The 19,459-nt window shown below is 47.5% G+C and carries 22 protein-coding genes; 6 read left to right on the forward strand and 16 right to left on the reverse strand.

Going from position 1 to position 19,459, the window contains the following annotated elements:
- Window positions 1-11: 11 nt before the first annotated feature.
- From B2739_RS11805 to B2739_RS11870, 14 genes are all read right to left on the reverse strand, one after another.
- Window positions 12-809 (reverse strand): type II secretion system protein, encoded by a 798-nt coding sequence (locus tag B2739_RS11805; protein ID WP_331346057.1) that lies wholly within the window; start codon window positions 807-809, stop codon window positions 12-14.
- Window positions 809-1,282 carry an MSHA biogenesis protein MshD gene (locus tag B2739_RS11810; RefSeq protein WP_331346058.1) on the reverse strand — a complete coding sequence of 158 codons (474 nt, stop codon included), beginning with the start codon at window positions 1,280-1,282 and terminating at the stop codon, window positions 809-811. The genes B2739_RS11805 and B2739_RS11810 overlap by 1 nt, the downstream gene beginning before the upstream one ends.
- On the reverse strand, window positions 1,266-1,694 hold the full coding sequence (locus tag B2739_RS11815; protein WP_331346059.1) for a type II secretion system protein: 429 nt from the start codon (window positions 1,692-1,694) through the stop codon (window positions 1,266-1,268). The genes B2739_RS11810 and B2739_RS11815 overlap by 17 nt, the downstream gene beginning before the upstream one ends.
- An 18-nt stretch (window positions 1,695-1,712) precedes the next feature.
- On the reverse strand, window positions 1,713-2,204 hold the full coding sequence (locus tag B2739_RS11820; protein ID WP_331346060.1) for a type II secretion system protein: 492 nt from the start codon (window positions 2,202-2,204) through the stop codon (window positions 1,713-1,715).
- Between the two features lie 144 nt (window positions 2,205-2,348).
- A complete protein-coding gene (locus tag B2739_RS11825; protein WP_331346061.1) occupies window positions 2,349-2,864 on the reverse strand; it encodes a hypothetical protein in 516 nt (171 codons plus the stop codon).
- Between the two features lie 7 nt (window positions 2,865-2,871).
- Window positions 2,872-4,092: a type II secretion system F family protein gene (locus B2739_RS11830; RefSeq protein WP_331346062.1), complete on the reverse strand. Its 1,221-nt coding sequence runs from the start codon at window positions 4,090-4,092 to the stop codon at window positions 2,872-2,874.
- A 36-nt stretch (window positions 4,093-4,128) separates the two neighbouring features.
- Complete coding sequence (locus B2739_RS11835) at window positions 4,129-5,844, reverse strand: GspE/PulE family protein (RefSeq protein WP_331346063.1); 1,716 nt, start codon at window positions 5,842-5,844, stop codon at window positions 4,129-4,131.
- Between the two features lie 31 nt (window positions 5,845-5,875).
- Entirely contained in the window at window positions 5,876-7,156 is a 1,281-nt protein-coding gene (locus tag B2739_RS11840) for a hypothetical protein (protein ID WP_331346064.1), read from the reverse strand.
- Window positions 7,156-8,085 carry an ExeA family protein gene (locus B2739_RS11845; RefSeq protein WP_049629548.1) on the reverse strand — a complete coding sequence of 310 codons (930 nt, stop codon included), beginning with the start codon at window positions 8,083-8,085 and terminating at the stop codon, window positions 7,156-7,158. The genes B2739_RS11840 and B2739_RS11845 overlap by 1 nt, the downstream gene beginning before the upstream one ends.
- Window positions 8,086-8,124: 39 nt before the next feature.
- Window positions 8,125-9,954: a pilus (MSHA type) biogenesis protein MshL gene (gene mshL / locus B2739_RS11850; RefSeq protein WP_331346065.1), complete on the reverse strand. Its 1,830-nt coding sequence runs from the start codon at window positions 9,952-9,954 to the stop codon at window positions 8,125-8,127.
- 10 nt (window positions 9,955-9,964) lie between these two features.
- Complete coding sequence (locus B2739_RS11855) at window positions 9,965-10,330, reverse strand: hypothetical protein (protein ID WP_331346066.1); 366 nt, start codon at window positions 10,328-10,330, stop codon at window positions 9,965-9,967.
- Window positions 10,323-11,021: an MSHA biogenesis protein MshJ gene (locus tag B2739_RS11860; RefSeq protein WP_331346067.1), complete on the reverse strand. Its 699-nt coding sequence runs from the start codon at window positions 11,019-11,021 to the stop codon at window positions 10,323-10,325. Before B2739_RS11860 ends, B2739_RS11855 begins: the two co-directional genes overlap by 8 nt.
- Entirely contained in the window at window positions 11,021-11,683 is a 663-nt protein-coding gene (locus B2739_RS11865; protein WP_331346068.1) for an MSHA biogenesis protein MshI, read from the reverse strand. The genes B2739_RS11860 and B2739_RS11865 overlap by 1 nt, the downstream gene beginning before the upstream one ends.
- A 1-nt stretch (window position 11,684) precedes the next feature.
- Window positions 11,685-12,677, reverse strand: a complete 993-nt coding sequence (locus B2739_RS11870; protein ID WP_331346069.1) for an MSHA biogenesis protein MshI — start codon at window positions 12,675-12,677, stop codon at window positions 11,685-11,687.
- 206 nt (window positions 12,678-12,883) lie between these two features.
- Here B2739_RS11870 and trmL point away from each other — a divergent pair, with 206 nt between their 5' ends.
- Genes trmL through B2739_RS11895 form a run of 5 tightly spaced genes read left to right on the forward strand, consistent with a single transcriptional unit; the run spans window position 12,884 to window position 16,975 of the window.
- Window positions 12,884-13,348 (forward strand): tRNA (uridine(34)/cytosine(34)/5-carboxymethylaminomethyluridine(34)-2'-O)-methyltransferase TrmL, encoded by a 465-nt coding sequence (trmL, locus tag B2739_RS11875; protein WP_331346070.1) that lies wholly within the window; start codon window positions 12,884-12,886, stop codon window positions 13,346-13,348.
- Window positions 13,349-13,372: 24 nt separating this feature from the next.
- The gene (locus B2739_RS11880) at window positions 13,373-13,819 is read left to right on the forward strand and encodes a flavodoxin domain-containing protein (protein WP_331346071.1); all 447 of its coding nucleotides are present in this window, start codon (window positions 13,373-13,375) and stop codon (window positions 13,817-13,819) included.
- A gap of 50 nt (window positions 13,820-13,869) precedes the next feature.
- On the forward strand, window positions 13,870-14,406 hold the full coding sequence (fldB, locus tag B2739_RS11885) for a flavodoxin FldB (RefSeq protein ID WP_331346072.1): 537 nt from the start codon (window positions 13,870-13,872) through the stop codon (window positions 14,404-14,406).
- The gene (mnmC, locus tag B2739_RS11890; RefSeq protein ID WP_331346073.1) at window positions 14,403-16,454 is read left to right on the forward strand and encodes a bifunctional tRNA (5-methylaminomethyl-2-thiouridine)(34)-methyltransferase MnmD/FAD-dependent 5-carboxymethylaminomethyl-2-thiouridine(34) oxidoreductase MnmC; all 2,052 of its coding nucleotides are present in this window, start codon (window positions 14,403-14,405) and stop codon (window positions 16,452-16,454) included. The genes fldB and mnmC overlap by 4 nt, the downstream gene beginning before the upstream one ends.
- A gap of 50 nt (window positions 16,455-16,504) precedes the next feature.
- Window positions 16,505-16,975, forward strand: a complete 471-nt coding sequence (locus B2739_RS11895) for a late competence development ComFB family protein (RefSeq protein WP_331346074.1) — start codon at window positions 16,505-16,507, stop codon at window positions 16,973-16,975.
- Window positions 16,976-17,062: 87 nt separating this feature from the next.
- Here the strand turns inward: B2739_RS11895 and B2739_RS11900 are convergent, their stop codons facing one another.
- Window positions 17,063-17,719 carry a DUF502 domain-containing protein gene (locus B2739_RS11900; protein WP_331346075.1) on the reverse strand — a complete coding sequence of 219 codons (657 nt, stop codon included), beginning with the start codon at window positions 17,717-17,719 and terminating at the stop codon, window positions 17,063-17,065.
- 65 nt (window positions 17,720-17,784) lie between these two features.
- Between B2739_RS11900 and B2739_RS11905 the strand changes: the two genes are divergently transcribed.
- Entirely contained in the window at window positions 17,785-18,594 is an 810-nt protein-coding gene (locus B2739_RS11905; RefSeq protein WP_331346076.1) for a glutaminyl-peptide cyclotransferase, read from the forward strand.
- Between the two features lie 25 nt (window positions 18,595-18,619).
- On the opposite strand, the gene B2739_RS11910 is transcribed toward B2739_RS11905, so the two are convergent.
- Window positions 18,620-19,432 (reverse strand): SDR family oxidoreductase, encoded by an 813-nt coding sequence (locus B2739_RS11910; RefSeq protein WP_331346077.1) that lies wholly within the window; start codon window positions 19,430-19,432, stop codon window positions 18,620-18,622.
- Window positions 19,433-19,459: the final 27 nt, after the last annotated feature.

Below are 19,459 nucleotides of genomic sequence, written 5' to 3' on the forward strand. Positions count from 1 at the left end.
AAGAAAATTGATCAGGGCACATTGCGGATGAGCACCCTCTGCGTGAAATTAATAGTTTCGCCACCGCTGGAAAAATTTAACGATATCTCTATCGCCGTATTTCGATTCTCACTACCAGCCAATAGTGTAAAAGGTGTGGTGGCACTGATATTGCGCGCAATAATGTCATGGGCACCGCCAACTGTTACATTCGCACTATTCACATCAATGCCCTGATAAAAGTGCAATTCATTCCCCACAACACAAAATGCTTGCGGATTATCCAGCAAATAATACCGCCGGTTAACGGAATTACGTTGCCATCGCGTGGCTGCCGTTAAGGTGATATTTCCACCCGCATAACCCGCTCTTGAAACAGCCGCTCCACCGTAAATTTCATCAGCGCTCATCGCACCAATCGTGACATGCACAGCAGAACCAAAATCGATTGATACAGGCGATGCAGCAATTGTTGCAGTTGGCGGCGCAAGATTTTCAGCATCTGGGACAGGATTAAAATAATTCCCCCCCGCTGCAATTGGCATAAATTCCAAACAACTACCGCCGTTAGTTGCACGAACAGAATAAGGCAGCGCAACACGCAATTGCCGTGTCATGCGCTCAAGTGCTTGACGGGATGTATTAACCAAAAGTGCACGAGTTTGGGTGCGCTGGTAAGCTTCCGTTGTTTTAACAACGAAGCCAGTGCCGATAGTGGCAAGGATGGAGAGCAGGACAATAACCGTAATTAATTCAATCAGTGTAAAACCTGATGCGCGAATTCCTGTAGCGAGTGAAAGTCCTTTTGTTTTCAGCGAATAGTGTTTCACTAAAAATTCGCTCGCTCTGCTGCAAGCAAAATTGTTTCGCCAGTGGGTGTTGTGACACTGACAGTAATCACTTTAATGTTTGTGTTGGTGGTTACATTCACACTGCGTGTATAACCCGCAGCCGGGGTATTAAGCTCGGTACGGTTATGGTAATCGTCCACATCGTTGTAGTTATCCTCGGTAATGTTGTCACATGCAACCGAACCCGCTTGTGCACTATTGCACGCTGGAATACCACCCGTTGGAGTTTGTGCATCGTATTTCAATGCAAGAATTTCATCGAGTTTGGACTGCGCCGCTTCCAACGCTTGTGTGCGGACAATTGGATCAACATTGGTGATTGTGGCCTGACGATAAACCCCCACCAATGCCAATAGCGCAATGCTGACCACCACAATAAACACAATCATCTCGATCAAGCTCACGCCTGATTCACGTTCGCAATGCAGTGTGTAGTTAGGGCGCATAAGCATAGCCGCTGGCATCCACTTGCACAGTGGCACTCACACCACTGCTATTGCCTGAACCGGTCAGGGTTATTGTTGTAGCCGTTGTACGGCCTAATTTGTCATAGCTTAACGTCAGCGCAGGAAGGGTTACACCTTTGGGCATATCCAAAGGATAAAAATCGCTACCGACTGGTATCGGGTTTCCGTCTTCATTAACACTGACCGAATTTGCTGTAAGTACTAATGTGATATTTGGCCGCATCATGGCTTGCTGCTGCGCAAAAAACAAAGCCGCGATGAGATCATCGCGGCCTGATTGTACTGGGGCTGTTCCAGCTGAACCTAAACGACTAAAAAGTGTAATCGATAAAATTCCCACCAGAATCATTACGGCAACTAATTCAATTAACGTAAAACCCCGATTTGATAAATTCATTTAGACTCGAAGAAACGATTATGGTACTACCGCAGCATCAACACCATAAGCAATAAAAGTAGGTAGAGTTGCAGGGTTTTTTGATGTATCGGTATATCCCACGGTGCAGACCGCAGTAGCCTTATCTGCAATAGCCGTGGCACTGGCAGTGATTGCCATGCCAGCAGGTAAGTCACCACCTTGCAATAAAGCCTCTACATCTTCGCATCCATCAACAGTTGTCACTCCAGTTGTGGTTAAACCAGCATCTTGGGCAATATTATTTGCATGGTTCAATGCAGACGCGCTTGCTAATGCGCCAGCCACACCTTGCAAACTTGCCTCATTTGCCGCATCTGATAAATCCACAAACTTTGGCAGCGCAGTCGCAGCCAAAATGCCTAAAATTACAATTACCGCAATCAACTCAATCAAAGTAAAACCAGACTGTTGTTTCATAACAAAGCTCCACGCCGATAAAAGAAAAGATAACTTCGAAAAAATAGCGCACTCATAACCGCCGAGTTGCACTCTGAACATCCATGATGCCGCATGCCTCACTACTTGCGGATTAAACTCAGGTTACTTATACCGAAATATAGCTAAAACTCCCAAGAATGCCAGTTTATAAGTTCACTAATGTTAAGACCCAACATTACCGGTCTGTTGAAACACTTAGGGGCTTTCGGGCATAAAAACCAAACGCCCTGTTAAGGGAGAGTAATCAAAATAAGCACTGCCATCCTCGTACTGATAACGGCAACCTCCGGCATACGCCAGTGAGCGGAATTCGCCATTGGGTTTTGTCCCCGTACCCTTAGCAATAGGAGCAGGATTTTGCAAAAGCAACTGCCACAACTGGTAACAATCCTCATCGGTTGGCTTGTAATCGTTTGCAACGCTTCCCTGTACAGAGGCAGGCCAGCCTTGTGGCGAGAAATAGAGAAATTTATCGGCGATGACCAATGGTTGTTGTGAAGCTTGATTTTTATTGGCGATACTGTCCATTAAATACTGCACACGCACATTCGCTGCGCCCGTCATAAAATGGTGTGATAGAACCTCCAGGCGCAACATGCGTGCATCTGCTGCCATAAAGGCATAACGGCCCAATGCCGCCAGCGCAATAACTGAAATAACGATTAAGCTAACAAAAAGCTCAAACCGCCCGTGATGGTAGGATTGGATCAAGTGCGCCTCACTTTTGGATGCTGTACATATCCCACATCGGCAAGAAAATACCCAGCGCCAGCACCGTTACAAATCCCGCCATAATGACGATCATGATGGGCTCGATCCGGTCGCTAAGTTGCTTTACATCGTATTCCACTTCGCTTTCATAGAAGGCAGCAACTTCGGCAAGCAGTGCATCGACCTGACCACTCTCCTCCCCTACCGAAATCATTTGCAACACCAAGGGCGTAAACATGCCGCTTACCAAATGGGTTTGAAATAATCCTTCACCCCGCTCTACACCGGTACGGATGTTGCGGATTTTGTCACCCAGATAGGGGTTATCAACCGCACGCGCACTTAACTCCAATGCGTTGGAAAGCGGCAAGCCTGCATTGAGCATTAATCCAAATGAACGCGCATAACGCGCAAGGGAGGCACGCTCAATAATATCGCCCACTACAATCAATTTGAGTTTTTTACGCCCCCATACCCGGCTGCCTTCCGGCGTATTCACATAGTGGTATACCCATGCAGTGACCGCGATAACCGCAGCGAATAAATACATCCAGTAGTTGACAAAAAAATCCGATATGCCGATCAAAATTCGTGTTGGCAATGGAAGTTGTGCGCCGAATTTTTCAAACATTCCAGCAAATGCTGGAATCACTTTGATGTTGATGATAACAATGGCGATGGAAATTGCGATCAATACAAACGAAGGGTAGCGTAACGCTGTTTTAATACTTTTCATGGTCGCTAAATCGCGTTCCATGTATTCACTGAGCTGCTTGAATACTAAATCCAAACGGCCTGAGTTTTCACCTACGCTCACCAAACTGACAAATAAATTATTGAATATTTTGGGATGCGCGCGCATGGCAGTCGATAATTCCACGCCCGCTTCCAGACGCTCGATAACATCGAGTAGCGTTTGCTGGAACGTATAATTGCGCAACGATGCCGATAACCCACGCAAGCCTTTTACCAACGGAATTCCCGCTCGCGTAATGGTATGCATTTGCCGGCAAAACATAATCAGCTCAACGGTTTCCACTTTGCCGCGGTTAGTCGCGCGGGAAAAACGCTCAGACAAACTTAATTTTTCAATAAATTCATTAACATCAACCGGTGTGATGCCACGACCTAATAATTGGTTGACGGCGGCATCCTGACTGGAGGCATCCAGCTGGCCAGTAATGAGCCGACCTTCTGCATTGCGGCCTTTAAATTCGTAGATTGCCATAATCAGTACTCATCCAACTCCTTTCAACGTTAAGGATTAGATTTCATCTATCTGTGCAGAAATACTCATCACTTCTTCGAGCGTCGTTTTGCCTTCTATCGCATAACCTAAAGCAGCTTCACTTAAGGTGACGAAATTCGGGACAGCATTAGCCGCATGGGTGAAAGCGTTAATGTCGTTCGTACGCAATGCATCAGCCATGGCATGATTCAGCTCCAGCATTTCAAAAATACCAATGCGGCCGCGATAACCTGTGTTGTGACAATGTGGGCAACCTGCCCCCTGTTTAAACGGTACGCTGCTGTAATCGCGCCCTTTGCCGATAGTTGCCAGCAACTGGCGTTCGTTTGCATCCGGTGTGTGCGGCTGGATACAGCTGTTACAAATACGGCGCACCAGGCGCTGTGCCACAATAGCTTTCAATGCTGTTGCTACCAAATAGCCATCAACACCAATATCCATTAACCGTAATGCAGATGTCACTGCATCGTTGGTGTGCAGGGTTGATAACACCATGTGGCCCGTCATAGAGGCACGCAGTGCAATCTCAGCTGATTCAGCATCGCGGATCTCGCCGACTAACAAAATATCCGGGTCTTGACGCAAGGTTGCGCGCAATACACTCGCAAAATTCAATCCGATTTTTTCGTGCAATTGCACCTGACTGATACGGGGGAGCCGATATTCTACCGGGTCTTCTACGGTAATGATTTTCTTATCCGGTTTATTTAATTCTGAAAGCGCGCCGTACAAGGTAGTGGTTTTACCGCTACCCGTTGGCCCGGTAACCAACACCAATCCGTGTGGGCGAGTAATGACTTTACGAAAACGATCAATCAAATGCGGCGGCATTCCTACATCACTCAATGGCCGCACACCATCGGTCTGATCAAGCAAACGCATGACCACAGACTCACCAAATTGCACCGGCATGGTGGAAATACGCACATCGATATTGTGATGTTTGACTTTCAAATTAAAACGGCCGTCTTGCGGCAACCGCTTTTCTGAAATATCCATGCCCGACATTAATTTCAAACGCACCACCAATGCAGAAGCAATACGTTTTTCATTCATCACTTGCTCTAACAACACACCGTCGATACGGTTGCGGATGCGCAATACTTTTTCGTCTGGCTCGATATGGATATCCGATGCTTTGGTATTGATTGCCTCTTCAAATATTTTTTGCAGGAGCTTAACAACAGGCGCTTCACTGTCGGTTGCATCGACAGCAAAGTCCGCCAAATCCAATGCAGATTCTTGCAACTCTTCATCCAGCTCACCCGCCAGCGTTGCGATTTCACTGGCTCGTGTGTAAGCGATATCGAGAATATCCAGCAACTCTGATTCACGCACTACTGCAGGCTTGAGATTTTTTTGCAAAATGCGCTGCAACTCATCCAGACAGAAAATATCGGTTGGGTCAGCCATACCCAATAACAGGCCATCAAAGTCTTCGCGCAGCAGCATTACCCGATAACGGCGAGCGCTGGTCTCGGGCAGTTTTTGTACAAGATCGCGATCAAAGCGAAATTGCTTTAATTCAACAAACGGAATATTTAATTGCGCCGATAACAAGCTGAGCAACGCATTTTCTTCTACATAACCCAGCTCCACCAAAGTGGCACCCAGTTTTCGGCCGGTGAGCTTTTGCTCTTGCAAGGCATGCTGGAGCTGTGTTTCAGAGATCATATTTTTTTCGACGAGCAAATCGCCGATACGAATACGCTTGGATGCAAATGTGCTCATAATAAAATTAACCCGTTCTTACGGTTATTAGTCACTGCTGCAGCGCAGCAAGGCGCTGTTGAATATAGGTACGCACCTGCGGTGGCAAGTCTGTATATTGATTGACACGTTGATATGCCTGCAAAGCGACTTGCGGTTGATTGAGCGCATCTTGCGACAAGGCAAACCCCAACCAATACGCAGGTTTATCGCCAAACATAGCCAGCAAGCGACGATAGTGATTGGCCGCCTCTAGCGACTTTCCATTTTTTTGATACAACCCTGCCAACAATGCACGGTAATTTTCATCTTTATCGGCATCGGCCAAATGGGTTTCCAGCAACTCTATCGCCATGTCTTCTTGTTGTTGGTTCACTAAAATTTTTGCCTGATAATACGCTTGTTCATGGCTCGATAAAAAATCCGCTTGTGCCAATATACGCTGGGTTGCAGCAATATCATTTTGCTCAACCAAAATATCCAGCAGGGTTTTGACAGATTCACGTGGCTGCTGTGCAGACGCGATGAACCCCTGTAATTTTTCTATCGCGATACTCACCTGCCCTTGCATCACCAACTCACGTGCTTCGCGCGCGTGCTCTTCATCTTTCCATTTGGGATTCGGGGCAATTTCCAGGTGTGCAGGCTCATCAGATAAAGCCTGTACAACGTGGGATTTTTTATTGTGTTGTTCAGTCGCTATATTTTCCGGGCGATTCTCCATCGGCGTTTCATCAAGCCCAAATGGATCTTTTACGCTGACAGAAACATTTTCAAGCACTGTAGGATCATCAACGGCAACAGAAGCACCAAGAGCAACAGAAGATTCGCGAACATCAGCGTTTTCAAGGGTTGCAGTTTTGTTTTCAACAACGGTATTCGTCAGTGTGTTCACTGCAGCTTCCAGTGCAGCCAAACGTGTAGCCAATTCCGGATCAGGCTGCGAGGGCGCTGCCACCGGCACCTCACTGGCAATTATTTCTTTTTGTTGGATAGCCGTTTGTGTTTCAGTGGATTCTGTTATTGGCGCATTCGCCGGTTGCACAGCATGTTGCTCCGGCAATTGTTGTGTTTCTGCACTGTCCGGTTGCTTCACGGCTATATGCTTCCCGGTTATGTACTGCCAAGCAATGGCAATAGCGAACACAACTACAAACACCAACACGCTGGGTAGAAGGCTGCGCGGCAAAGGTTTAGCAGCACTAGATTGATTAAATAATTCACGTTGCTCTTGCGCGCTCAGATCCAACGTCGGACTTGCGCCTGTCGATAACGCATCAACCGGTTTTTGCTGGTGCGAAAGATCGCGCAACATGTCATTGAGCAAACTCATCACACTGCCCCCGACAAATTACCCAAAACTACAGGCACCAAAACAATGGCTGCAGCTGCGCTGGCTGCCAGCATTGGCCATAACCAAAAATCGCGCCGCGCTAACCAACGCCCAAGCGAACGGCTTTCGGCAGTATCCATAATAGCGCGCACCATATGACTGCGGCTGACTTTATCGGCCGATTGTCCGTAGGCTGCAAGCATCGCTTTATGGGCAATCACATTAATTAACCGCGGCACGCCGCCAGACGCTTTGTATAACAAGGAAATAGCCGAACGGGAAAATAACGAAGCACCGCGATAGCCCGCGGAACTTAAACGATATGCAAGGTAATCCGGCAAACTGGCTTTGGGAATAGTTTGCAAGTATTCAGCAAATACAATGCGCTGCTTCAATTGGCGCAGATCAGGACGATCAAGCAATTCATCCAACTCCGGCTGACCGAATAAAACCACTTGAAGCAATTTACTTTTTTCAGTTTCCAAATTGGTCAGTAGACGCAATGCTTCTATTGTCTCGCGCGGCATGGCCTGCGCTTCATCCACTACCAAAACGACTTGGCACTTTTGTTGTGCCAACTCGACCAAGCGCAAATTAATATCTTTTAATAATTGATACGAAGGTACATCCGGTGAATAAGGAATGCCTATTTCTTCAGCAAGAAACCATTTCAGTTCATCGGGTGTGAGATACGGGTTGGGAATATAAGCGGTGATGTAATTATCGCCCAAGCTAGCTAATAGCTTACGGCTAAGCAAGGTTTTACCTGTACCCACTTCGCCCACAATTTTGATAAAGCCTTCGCTGTGTTTTAACGCGAGTAAGAGTGTGCTCAATACTTCACGATGACTTTGGCTATTAAAATAAAATTGGGTATCAGGCGTTAATGAAAAAGGATGCTCCTTTAATCCAAAATGTTGCCGGTACATAAGGAACCTCGCGAGCGCAGATAATTATCTGCGCACCATTTATTTCTGGTTATTGCGGTAGGCATCGCCCATGCGCTGCATTCTGTCTTGCGCTTCGGTGAGCTGCGTATCCCAGGTTTTATCATCCACTACTATAGGGCGCAACAAAATCACCAATTCGGTTTTGGATTTGGCTTTATTTTTAGTGCGGAACAACGCATTGACGCCGGGAATATCGCCCAGCACCGGGCGCTTGCCGTCGCGATTATTGTTTGATTCGGTCATTAACCCACCCAACACAATCACTTGGCCATTAGCCGCTTTTACAATGCTGTCTGACTCGCGCACACCACGCAATGCGAGAGGCAATGCAAACTCTTCACTACCCACGGTAAATACTTTTTGCTGGTCAGTGACTTCACTGACTACCGGATGGATGTGCAATATCACTTCGCCATTTTCAGCAATTTGCGGGGTTACATCCAACGAGATGCCACTAAAAAATGACGACAATTCGATATTGGGTGTACTGGTTGTAGTGGCGGCATTTTGTGTTTGGTTACTGGAAATACCCGTGACAAAATATTCATCTGAACCCACACGAATAACTGCTTTCTGGTTATTCACAGTAGATACGCGAGGACTGGACAGCACTTGCACACTGCCCTGGGTTTCCAACAATGATAATAATTTGGTGATGTCTGTTACTTGAATTAAACCAGCAACGGTTCCACCAATTGCCTCCCTTGATGGAATTTCCCGATATTGCAACACACCATCTGCATCATAGTAAGGCTGACTAACCGTAATCGGCCGAAATTCATCAACCAATGCGTTGCTTCCATCGGTATTAACCGGAAACCCATCCTGAATATTTTTCGCTGCAGAGATTTGCCCGCTAATTGCTCCCCAATTAACACCAGCTTCAAACCCTTCGCTTAAACGCACTTCAAGAATTTTTGCTTCCAAAATAACCTGGCGTTTGATGCTCAATTCAGAGCGCTCAAGGAAATTACGTACCGCGCTCAATTCATGCGGCATGGCTTTTACCACGATCATACCCGCTTGTGGCGTTACCATAACGGAACGATCATCGCCTACACCGCCGATAATCGATACTACGGTTTTTTCCAGCGATGCCCAAAAGTCAGTGCGGTTTAATGTTTGAACGCGAGAACCTGGCGTGAGTGCTGAACCGCCACCGCGACTGCCCTGTTGTTGATTTTGTGAGGCACTTTCAATCATGCCCAATAAATTGGAATTTTCATTTGCGGAATTATTATTTCCCCCGCCAGAATTATTACCGCTATTACCACCAGAACTTTGCGCGCGCCCAATCATTACGCTGGTATCGGACACACCAACGCGCTGCACATCCAAATAATTAATCTGGAACACTTCGGTGCGCAAGGCATTGGCGTAAATGGTGTAAATGTTGCGGTCTCTTTTGTATTCGTAGCCGTATATGTCACGCGTTACACGCAAAACATCTTCCACTGTTACATTCTTCAGATCGAGCGTTACTGCGCCATCAACATCAGGGTGCACCACGATATTGATACCTGTTCCGTTCACCAAACCAAGAAAAAAATCACGCGCCGCAACATTGCGCACCGACACATCGAACCGCTCATTATTCGCCTTTGCCATACTGCCGGTTAACGACGAATTATTTAACAAGGCTTTATTCACTTCCGGAGGAACAGCTTTGCTTGCGGCGCCTTGTTCACGCTGCTGCTCAACGGCTTTATCCATTGCATCTTCAGTAATCAAACGTTGGTTATCGGTGGAGCTACAGGCACCCACTAACATAAGCACCAACACAAGCGGCATACGCGCCCAAGGTGTGTGGCATGGTTTGCCAAATTGTTTTTCAGGGTTGGTGAACATTGTCACTGCCTCAATTATTTTGCTTAATCGATGAATGCTTTTTTACAACACTGGGTGATAGTGTTAACACCCAGGTACGGCTGCCCTGTTGCAGCACCACGGTCTGCGCCAAAATACGCTGCACTTTAATGCCGTTAGATTCGGGAATCGTTTGGCCTTCGCGTAGGGTATTACCATTAACCACAGCCAGCTTGCGCCCCGGGCTAACCAACACCGCATCCAGCACCCAGTTATTGCCGCTTGCAGCATTTGTGCTCGCAACGTGCCCCAATGGAGCAGTAGGATCGCGGACGTCTTGTGCATTGAGTTTTTGTGTATTGAATAAAGCAGCACACAGTATGAAAAAAAAACAATAATTGCCAAGAGTGTTACACACCGAGTAGGCCCTCCTCTGAACTCAGAGTAAAAACCCTGATATCAATCGTGGCATTAGGATATTGCTCAACGGTGTAATCCAACGACTCCCAATAAAATTTCCATTCAAGATTTTCTATTTCTTTCATCAATTGAATAAGCTGCGGGTAACTACCTGCTACACGGATCAGCACACCGTGTTTATAAACGCCGGTACCACCGGTATTGTTACCGGTACTATTAGCTGCACTATTTTGTGAATTTTGAACTGCAAGGTTCTCCACCAATTGCAATTCTGTCACAGCCAGCGTGCGCACTTGCAATAACGTCACGTTGTTGGTGCGCAGCAATACTTCTTGCAACACTTTGGGTAATTGTTCTGCACTGATTAAACCCTGCGATAAACCCGATAATTGCGACTCGATACTTTCAATATTGCTGGTGAGCCGATTGATTTCATTTTTCTTGGCGATAGCAGGATCACTTGCCATTGTTTGGGAAAGGGTTGCAATCTGGCTTTCCTGACTTTTTTGTTCGGTAGCTATTTGCGTTAACTGGCTATTTAAGTCAGCGCGTTCACGGTCAAACTTTGCTTGAACCAGAAAATTCCACAATAAAAAGATCACGGCCAATGAGGTCAAAAAAATCAATACCCGCTCACGCAGTATGCGGCTATCGATTTTCTCCATAAGTTGGGTGATGGCTGGTGACATCAGTTTTCACCTCGCACTTTTTGGTTCATCTCCAACAGCATTTGTACTGCGGTTTTAGTTTCAGGCTCATTATTTTCCACTTGTTTTGCCAGGGAAAACTCAAATACTCCTTGATTGTTTTTAAGTGGTGCCACATTCAAAACGCCAAAAGCAGATTGCGCAAAAACAGGTTCTGTACGTAACCGCTGGATATACAGAGGGATTTGGTCCGCCGCACGGGTTTTACCCGCAAATTCAATGTAATTTCCACCTGCTTGCAATGAAAAAACATTCAGGCTGACAGTATCGAGCGACTGCCGCCCCATCGCCTGTAAATGCGCAGAAAAACCTGAATTATTACCAAGCTTTTTATTGGCGATAATTGCAAAAATTTGTTCGCGCCGCGCTTGCTCCTGTTGCAATTGCACAATTTGGGCATCCAACTCCGCCAGATTGCTTTGTGGCCGCTGTTGTTCCAATTGCTTAAGCTGATTTTTTATTTGCTCTAACTGTACGCGTTGCTGCTCTACGGATTGAACAAGTTCGCGATTATGTTTGGTACTAAACACACTGACCAATATCAACAGAACAATAAAAATCACCACGCCCCACAGCATATGAATGCTGCGCAAAGGTTCGCGGTTGGGTTGAAACTCTGGCAGGTATAAATTGATCTGTTGCATATCAACCCTGCCCTACGTGATCTTGTCGCAATGCTGCACCTATGGCATGCAATGAAAGCGAAAGAATATGATCGGGAATAGAATCGGGAATTTGTATGCCTGCATCTACATCTAATAGATGGATGGAAACCGCTAAGGCGTTGCGAATTTCGGGAGTTAATTTATCAGCCGTCACATTTTCACCGCAGAGATAAATATGGCTGGGCGGAACCTGGCGCATTTGCCGCTCGAAATAATCCAGTGAGCGTTGCAGTTCCAACACCAAGGCATCGCCGGGTAGATCATCGAGCAGGCCTGCATTGTATGAGAGCGAAAATTGCCGCGATAAATACAAATTTCCATCGCGGATAATTTGCAAGCTGCCACCGCCTTGCTGCAATTTAACAATAGCGACGCCACGTTTGGTATCGCAACAGGCTTCTGCCAAATTGCGCAACACCAACTCAGGGATATCGATATTTTTCAGGCTCATACCGCTAGCCTTCGCCAAGGCAACCTGAGCTTCAATGTGTTTACGCTGGGCGACTACAGCATAGGCCATACGGCTGGTGCCGCGGGCGCTGTCTTCTGGCAATAGAAAAGCATCGACAATAGCTTCTGATACCGGGAATTGAATGAGATCTTTGATCCGCCAACGCAAGGCTTCGGCCAACTCTTCAGCAGGGACTTTGGGTGCTTCGCCTAAAATAAGCTGGTAGTTGTCACTCCCCATTACCAGATTGCAGGGGATTTTTTGTAAGCCCAATTTAAGCAGCCGTGCGCGCAACAGTTCTGCCGGATCTATTCCGTCTTCTGCGGGAATAAAATCGCAACTGAGTAATATGGGTTGTTGGGTTGCTGGCCGTTGGATATGGGCGAAAGCGATGCCTGCCGCAGAAACATCTACGCCTATCATCTGATTCTGGCGACTTGTGCCGCGCAAAAGTCGGGCTATTTTGTCCGCAAATTGCTTCAAATCGAGACTCTCTCGGATTACATCCTCTACTACCGCCATTCCCCCAGAGCGTGCCTTTTGCACAGCCGCTGGTTTTCGGGGCAATCATTTCTTAGGACTTTCTCAGGACGATCTTAGTTGTGATCTATTTTGTGCAGTCAGTGGCCGCCACTTTTTTACAGGAAAGCTAATAACTCTTGCTTATAATTGGCACCAGAAACATAACCGTTAACAGAGAACATAGACCATAAAGGTAGAAAAGCCAAATGCTGCACATAGTTCTTTTTGAGCCTGAAATTCCGCCAAATACCGGGAACATAATCCGGCTCGCTGCCAATACCGGTTGCCAATTACATTTGATCGAACCGCTGGGCTTCAGCCTGGATGAAAAAAGCGTAATCCGTGCGGGAATGGACTATGCAGAAACCCAGGATCTGCGCCGCCATCGCGATTGGGAATCCTTTTTAGCCAGTGAACAGCCTGCGCGTATTTTTGCCTTGAGTACCAAGGGCACCCATTGTCATAGCGATGCGCAATTTCAGGCCGGTGATTATTTGCTTTTTGGCCCCGAGTCGCGCGGTTTGCCAGCCAGTATCCGCGAGTCACTCCCCGCCAATCAGGTATTGCGCATCCCCATGGCCGCCAATAGTAGGAGCATGAACCTCTCCAACGCCGTTGCGGTGATGGTTTATGAAGCCTGGCGCCAATTGGGGTATGCTGGCGCGCTTTAGCAACGCAGGATGGAACACAATCCCATGAGTAAAATCCAGATTTTTATTGGCAGCGTTTACGGTGGCGCAGAGCAAGTAGGTGAAATCCTCAGCGAACAACTCACTGCACTCGGTCACGATGTCACCCTCAATACCTATGCCCGCGCTGAAGATCTGGCGCGCGACCCGGACGAGATCATCCTGCTGTGCCATTCCAATACCGGCTCGGGCGAGCTGCCCGACAATATCCAGCCTCTGTATTTACACCTCACCCGGGATTATCCGCGTATCGCCGGGCGCCGTTACGGGGTCGTTAATTTGGCTGATAGTAGTTATCACACCTTCAATGATGCAGGACGCATGTTGGATGCCGCCTTTGAAGACCTGGGCGCTGTGCGTATTGGCGAACCACTGGTATTAGATGCGAGTAATGGCGATGACGCAGCAACCCTTGCACGCGATTGGGTGCAGAATTGGGCGAAACTGCTCTAAAACAACGCGCCGATTGCGGCCAATTAATTGAATAGATGTTGTGATTGATTATGAGTGAAACCAAAACCATCGGCCTGTTTTATGGCAGCTCAACCTGCTACACCGAAATGGCCGGCGAAAAAATCCGCAAAGTTATCCATACCCTTATGGGTGAAGAGTGCGTGGATTTTTTTAACATCGCTGATACCCCGATTATCCAAACCCAATTTTACGATTACCTGATTTTCGGCATTCCCACTTGGGATTACGGCGAGCTGCAAGAACACTGGGAAGAAATTTGGGACGAGTTGGATGAACTGGACTTCACCGGCAAAAAAATCGCTATTTATGGCTTGGGTGATCAGGTGGGTTACCCTGAATGGTTTTTGGATGCCATGGGATACCTGCACAGCAAATTAGTCCACCGCGGTGCAACGCCTTTCGGTTATTGGCCACGCACCGGTTACGAATTTGAAGCATCAAAAGCCCTTACCGCCGACGGCAATTATTTTGTTGGACTGGCGCTGGACGATGAAAACGAATTTCAATTAAGTGATGCACGCATCCAGCAGTGGTGTGCGCAAATTTTGAAAGAGTTTGGTTTGTGAGCGACTCCCCCAATACTGTTTCGGTGCAACACGCCCAATTAGCCTGGGATGACGATGGCCAACCTTTATCCAGTCTGTTTGGCGATGTGTATTTCTCGCGCGCAAATGGGCTGGAGGAAACCCGCCATGTTTTTCTGCAACACAATCAATTGCGCGAGCGCTGGCAACAACTGGGTAATGGAGATCATTTCACGATTGCAGAAACCGGTTTTGGCTCCGGCCTGAATTTTTTAGCTGCGTGGCAATTGTGGCTGGAAACAGCCCCTGCTACTGCGCAATTGCATTTCGTCAGTGTTGAAAAATTTCCGCTCGCCAAAAGCGATTTACAGCGAGCCTTGGCACTTTGGCCTGAATTGCATGAATTAATCGATCAGCTTGTACAACACTATCCCGTGTTTGTGGGCGAAGGATTTCATCGCCTGATCTTTATGGATGGGCGTATCCAGTTGACCTTGATTATCGGTGATGCCACGGACGGATTTACTCAGCTGCTCTCCTCCACTCACCCTTCGTTTTCACATTTCTGTGCAAAAATTGATGCATGGTTTCTCGACGGTTTTGCGCCTGCCAAAAACCCGCAAATGTGGAGCGATGCCTTATTTGACGTTATCCGTTTGCTGAGTAAACAAGGCACAACCGCAGCGACATTCAGTGCAGCTGCGATTGTCAAAAACGGATTAAAACGCGCAGGATTTGCCATTCAAAAAGTGGCTGGATTTGGCCGCAAACGGGAAATGACCAAAGCTTTAATGGAGCAAGCACCTGAGCAGGCTTCAATCGATACATCACAATATCGCAGCTACTCGCCCTACCCTGTACCCTGGACAGTTAACGCACACTATTCAACGCCCGCAGAAAAACAGGCATTAATTATTGGTGCCGGACTTGCCGGTTGCACCAGTGCCCATGCCTTGGCAACGCGCGGTTGGAAAGTAACTCTGGTTGAACGCCATGCAGAGATTGCAGTGGAAGCATCCGGTAATCCACAAGGTGTGCTTTATGCAAAACTCTCCCACAAAAATGAAGCGCAAGCAGAATTCAATTTAGCCTGTTTGCAATTTGCACTGCATTTTTATCGCGCTTACTGGAACGACTGTGGCGGGAGAACCGGCGTGTTGCAATTAGCGCACAATGAATCTGAACAACAATTGCACGAGTTATTGCGCGATAAATTTTCAACCGCCAATGAACTGGTCGAGTTTGTGGATGCAACCACGGCAAGTGCAATTGCCGGAGTATCACTCACGCACAGCGCGCTGTATTTTCCGCAGGCAGGCTGGATAAATCCGCGCGCACTTTGCGCTGCACTGGTTGCACACCCCAACATTAATGTGATCACCAATTGCAATACCGAAGCGCTGGATTACATCGATGATCGATGGTGCATCCGTAACCGCCCGGAATTACATGCACCAGTAGCAATTATTGCCAACGCGCGCGATGCAAAACGTTTTAGCCAAAGTGCAAACTTGCCTATTAAGTCGATTCGCGGACAAATCAGTTATGTGCCGCAATCTGACGCAAGCAGCAAACTGAAAACAGTAGTCTGCAGTGAAGGTTATATTGGCCCCGCGATTGATGGTTTTCATTGCACCGGAGCCACGTTTAACTTGCGTGACGAAACGCGCGAGCTGCGCGAAGAAGATCATCGCACCAATCTCAACAACTTACGGGAGCCTTTAGGGAATTTGGCGGCAGATTGGGAACATCTGGATCTTGCCCAATTGAATGGGCGCGCTGCATTTCGCTGTACCCTGCCCGATTATTTACCGCTGGTTGGTGCTGTTGCTGACGAACCACTGATGGAACAAAATTTTGCCCCGCTGCGTAAAAACGCCCGCGCAGCTATCCAACAAACCGGGAACTACTTAGCCGGTTTGTATATCAATATCGGTCACGGCTCACGCGGCCTTGCCTACACCCCACTATGCGCAGAACTGCTGGCAGCGGAAATCAACCGGGAAATATTACCGGTGCCACGTGAGCTGGCCAATGCACTCAACCCTGCCCGTTTTTTAATCAGGGACATAATCAAGAACAAACGCTAGCGGCAAACCCTGTCTATACTCTTTAGCATTCCATAAAGAGAGGTATCGCTATGCTGACTAACCGTACTTATGTGCTGGATGATGAAGTGGATTTTTTGCACAACTACTACGAGCGCCTTGTCGTGCAGGAAGTACATGACCAAAGTGAACGGGTTCAGCAAGGCGACCGCGACTTTCTTGCCGATGTCGCCTGTGTTGCCTTAAACCGCTTACCACCCAGATACATCCGCTACGATGTAGATATGACGTTTTTTATGTCGCCGCAGGATATGGTGGAGATCGAACGAAAAGTCAGCCAGGCAGTGACCGATGCGCTGAATTATGTTGAAAGCCGGGAGCGAGGAGAAACACCACAGTTGCCGCCGGTAGAGGTATCACTCATTTCTACCCGTGGGGATAAACCGGTAAAAGCAAACAAACCAACAGCAGCCAGTAAACCCGCTGCTGCTGCTGCAAAATCAGATAATGCAAAAGCCTCTAAAAGCCCTGCGAAAGAAAAAGCATCCAAGAAAAAAACCTGATCCCCCTCTCATACATTCACATACATCCACATACCAACATATACCAACACAGCACCAAGGCTCACGGCCTTGGTGCTGTGTTGATTACTAACGCCCCTTATCACTGCGGGTATATTCCAATTTGGCAGAGCCTTCCGGCATATCTGAAATCACCTGCGAACCGCTGCCGCATGCAATAACAGTGCGCATAGCTTCTTCCACACTCATGTGCGGCAACATATCCACACACTCTGCCGATAGATGATAAACAAAACCTGAGGTCGGTATCGGGGCTGTAGGCGCGTACACAGTCAAGTCACCATTAGCATGTTTGGCTGTCACAATCGCAGTAACAGAGACCCCGGCTGCGCGCCCCATAATATAAGCACGGCATACCTCACCTTTCAGCAGCGATGTATTCCCCTCACCACCCAGTAATTGCGAAACCACTTCGCGGATCGTCTTGTAGCCGGGAGCCAAGCGGGTCAGCCAGGCATCAAGCTGGTCATGGACCCATTCGCCCACGCTTGTCTTGATAAATAAACCAATCAAAAAACACGCACATAACAGCAGTAAAACGCCGAGCACATCTGCCACATGATTGGTAAATGCCGTTTGTTCCACCAACCAATGGCTCAAGGGTTGAATCAACGAACGCACCACACCCAGTAGCCACTCGACCAACCATACAAAAATGGCGATGGGCAAAATCACCATAAAACCGCCAATCAAGGTAATACTGACAAACGAGCGTAAACGCTTCATGATTAAAACCCTTTACAATTGAAAACGTTCAAAACCGAAATCCTTTAGCCATGTTGGACTTCCGAGTGAAACAATCTATTCGCGTGAAACAATTTGTCTACGCACTATTGTGCACCAGCCTGTTATTGATAGCGAACCTTACGCCTGCGGTAGCTGACGAATCGCCACACTATGAGGTTATCGCCGAGCGCACCCACAAACCCACACTCTTTACCCAAGGTTTGCTGGTCGATGGCGATCACTTTTATGAAAGCAGCGGGCTCTACAACAAATCATTATTAGTCGTTTACCCCATTGCTGAACCAGCCAGCGCCTGGGCAAAAATATCGGCCCCTTTTACTAAAAAGCAATCTATTCCAAGCCAGTATTTTGCCGAAGGTTTGGCATTACTGAATGGAAAACTCTATTTACTGACCTGGCGGGAAAAAACCTTGCTGGTGTATGACAAAGCAACCCTGAATTATGAAAAAAGTATTTCCTACAATGGCGAAGGCTGGGGCTTGACCAGCAATGGAGAACAATTAATCCGTAGCGACGGCAGCAGCAGGTTATATTTTCATAACGCCACCGATTTTACTGTTACAAAAACGATAAATGTCACTGATGACGGTACTGATGTATCGCAATTAAACGAGTTGGAATTTGTGCGGGGATTTATCTGGGCGAATGTATGGCATCAAGACCAAATAGTAAAAATTGATCCGGATAGCGGGCATGTTGTAGGAAAAATCGATTTGGGCGATTTGAAAAAAACACTCAATCTCAAGGACAGTGAACAGGTATTGAACGGTATCGCGTGGGATGAAAAACAACAAGCGTTTTGGGTAACAGGAAAACAATGGCCGAAAATGTTTTTAATCCGTATTACCCATTAACGGCCAATCTTATCGCGCGCGGTGGTTATTGTTTACGTAGCATTTCTGCCAAACCTGCACCTACAACGGCTGCACCGCCCTGCGCCCAGCCTCCATCTACCGGAATCACAGCGCCACTAATATAACTGGCAAAGTCTGATGCTAAAAATAAACAGGCATGGGCGATATCATCGGTAGAGCCCATACGCTGCAAAGGCACTGACCTTGTTACTGCAGCACGCAAACCCTCTGTAGGTGCGAGGCGCTTCATACCTTCGGTGTTGTCGATCGGACCTGGGATCACCGAATTAATACGTACACCTTCTGCGCCCCATTCCAGACACAAGGTGCGCGTGATCATATCGACACCGGCTTTCGCTGCGCATACATGGCTTTGCCCCGCCATTGGAATGTCCGCTTGGGGAGCAGAAATATTAATAATCGATGCGCCCGGTTTTTTCAGATGCGGATAAATCGCCTGCATTACATGAAAGGTACCCAACAGATCAATTTCAATCACCGAACGAAATCCATTGGGCGACATTCCCATCGCCAACGCCGGGAAATTACCTGCCGCACCCGACACCACTACATCCAGTTTTCCCCAAGCAGCTGCAATGTCAGCGATACCATTTTTAATAGCCTCGGCTTCACGCACATCAGCGGCAAAACCACGAACATCAGCGGCACCACACTGTTTGAGCGACTGCAGTGTGTCATCCACTTTTTCTTGCGAACGGCTCACCACTGCAACGCGCGCGCCTGCTTTGGCGAAGGTTTCTGCAATACCGCGATTAATACCGCTAGTACCACCCACAACCAAAACATTTTTGTGTTTGAAATCGAATTGTAAGGACATACATTTTCCACTCATCAGTAAGCAATC

It is taken from the genome of Cellvibrio sp. UBA7661 (assembly GCA_002483365.1).
Classification (GTDB): domain Bacteria; phylum Pseudomonadota; class Gammaproteobacteria; order Pseudomonadales; family Cellvibrionaceae; genus Cellvibrio.

Coding starts and splice junctions, on each gene's coding strand:
- B2739_RS11860 (WP_331346067.1), bottom strand. CDS start 11,021: ATGTCACCAGCCATCACCCAACTTATGGAGAAAATCGATAGCCGCATA.
- B2739_RS11870 (WP_331346069.1), bottom strand. CDS start 12,677: ATGGCGGTAGTAGAGGATGTAATCCGAGAGAGTCTCGATTTGAAGCAA.
- mshL (WP_331346065.1), bottom strand. CDS start 9,954: ATGTTCACCAACCCTGAAAAACAATTTGGCAAACCATGCCACACACCT.
- fldB (WP_331346072.1), top strand. CDS start 13,870: ATGAGTGAAACCAAAACCATCGGCCTGTTTTATGGCAGCTCAACCTGC.
- B2739_RS11840 (WP_331346064.1), bottom strand. CDS start 7,156: ATGAGTTTGCTCAATGACATGTTGCGCGATCTTTCGCACCAGCAAAAA.
- trmL (WP_331346070.1), top strand. CDS start 12,884: ATGCTGCACATAGTTCTTTTTGAGCCTGAAATTCCGCCAAATACCGGG.
- B2739_RS11895 (WP_331346074.1), top strand. CDS start 16,505: ATGCTGACTAACCGTACTTATGTGCTGGATGATGAAGTGGATTTTTTG.
- B2739_RS11835 (WP_331346063.1), bottom strand. CDS start 5,844: ATGAGCACATTTGCATCCAAGCGTATTCGTATCGGCGATTTGCTCGTC.
- B2739_RS11815 (WP_331346059.1), bottom strand. CDS start 1,694: ATGAATTTATCAAATCGGGGTTTTACGTTAATTGAATTAGTTGCCGTA.
- B2739_RS11910 (WP_331346077.1), bottom strand. CDS start 19,432: ATGTCCTTACAATTCGATTTCAAACACAAAAATGTTTTGGTTGTGGGT.
- B2739_RS11830 (WP_331346062.1), bottom strand. CDS start 4,092: ATGGCAATCTACGAATTTAAAGGCCGCAATGCAGAAGGTCGGCTCATT.
- B2739_RS11900 (WP_331346075.1), bottom strand. CDS start 17,719: ATGAAGCGTTTACGCTCGTTTGTCAGTATTACCTTGATTGGCGGTTTT.
- B2739_RS11880 (WP_331346071.1), top strand. CDS start 13,373: ATGAGTAAAATCCAGATTTTTATTGGCAGCGTTTACGGTGGCGCAGAG.
- B2739_RS11865 (WP_331346068.1), bottom strand. CDS start 11,683: ATGCAACAGATCAATTTATACCTGCCAGAGTTTCAACCCAACCGCGAA.
- B2739_RS11845 (WP_049629548.1), bottom strand. CDS start 8,085: ATGTACCGGCAACATTTTGGATTAAAGGAGCATCCTTTTTCATTAACG.
- B2739_RS11810 (WP_331346058.1), bottom strand. CDS start 1,282: ATGCTTATGCGCCCTAACTACACACTGCATTGCGAACGTGAATCAGGC.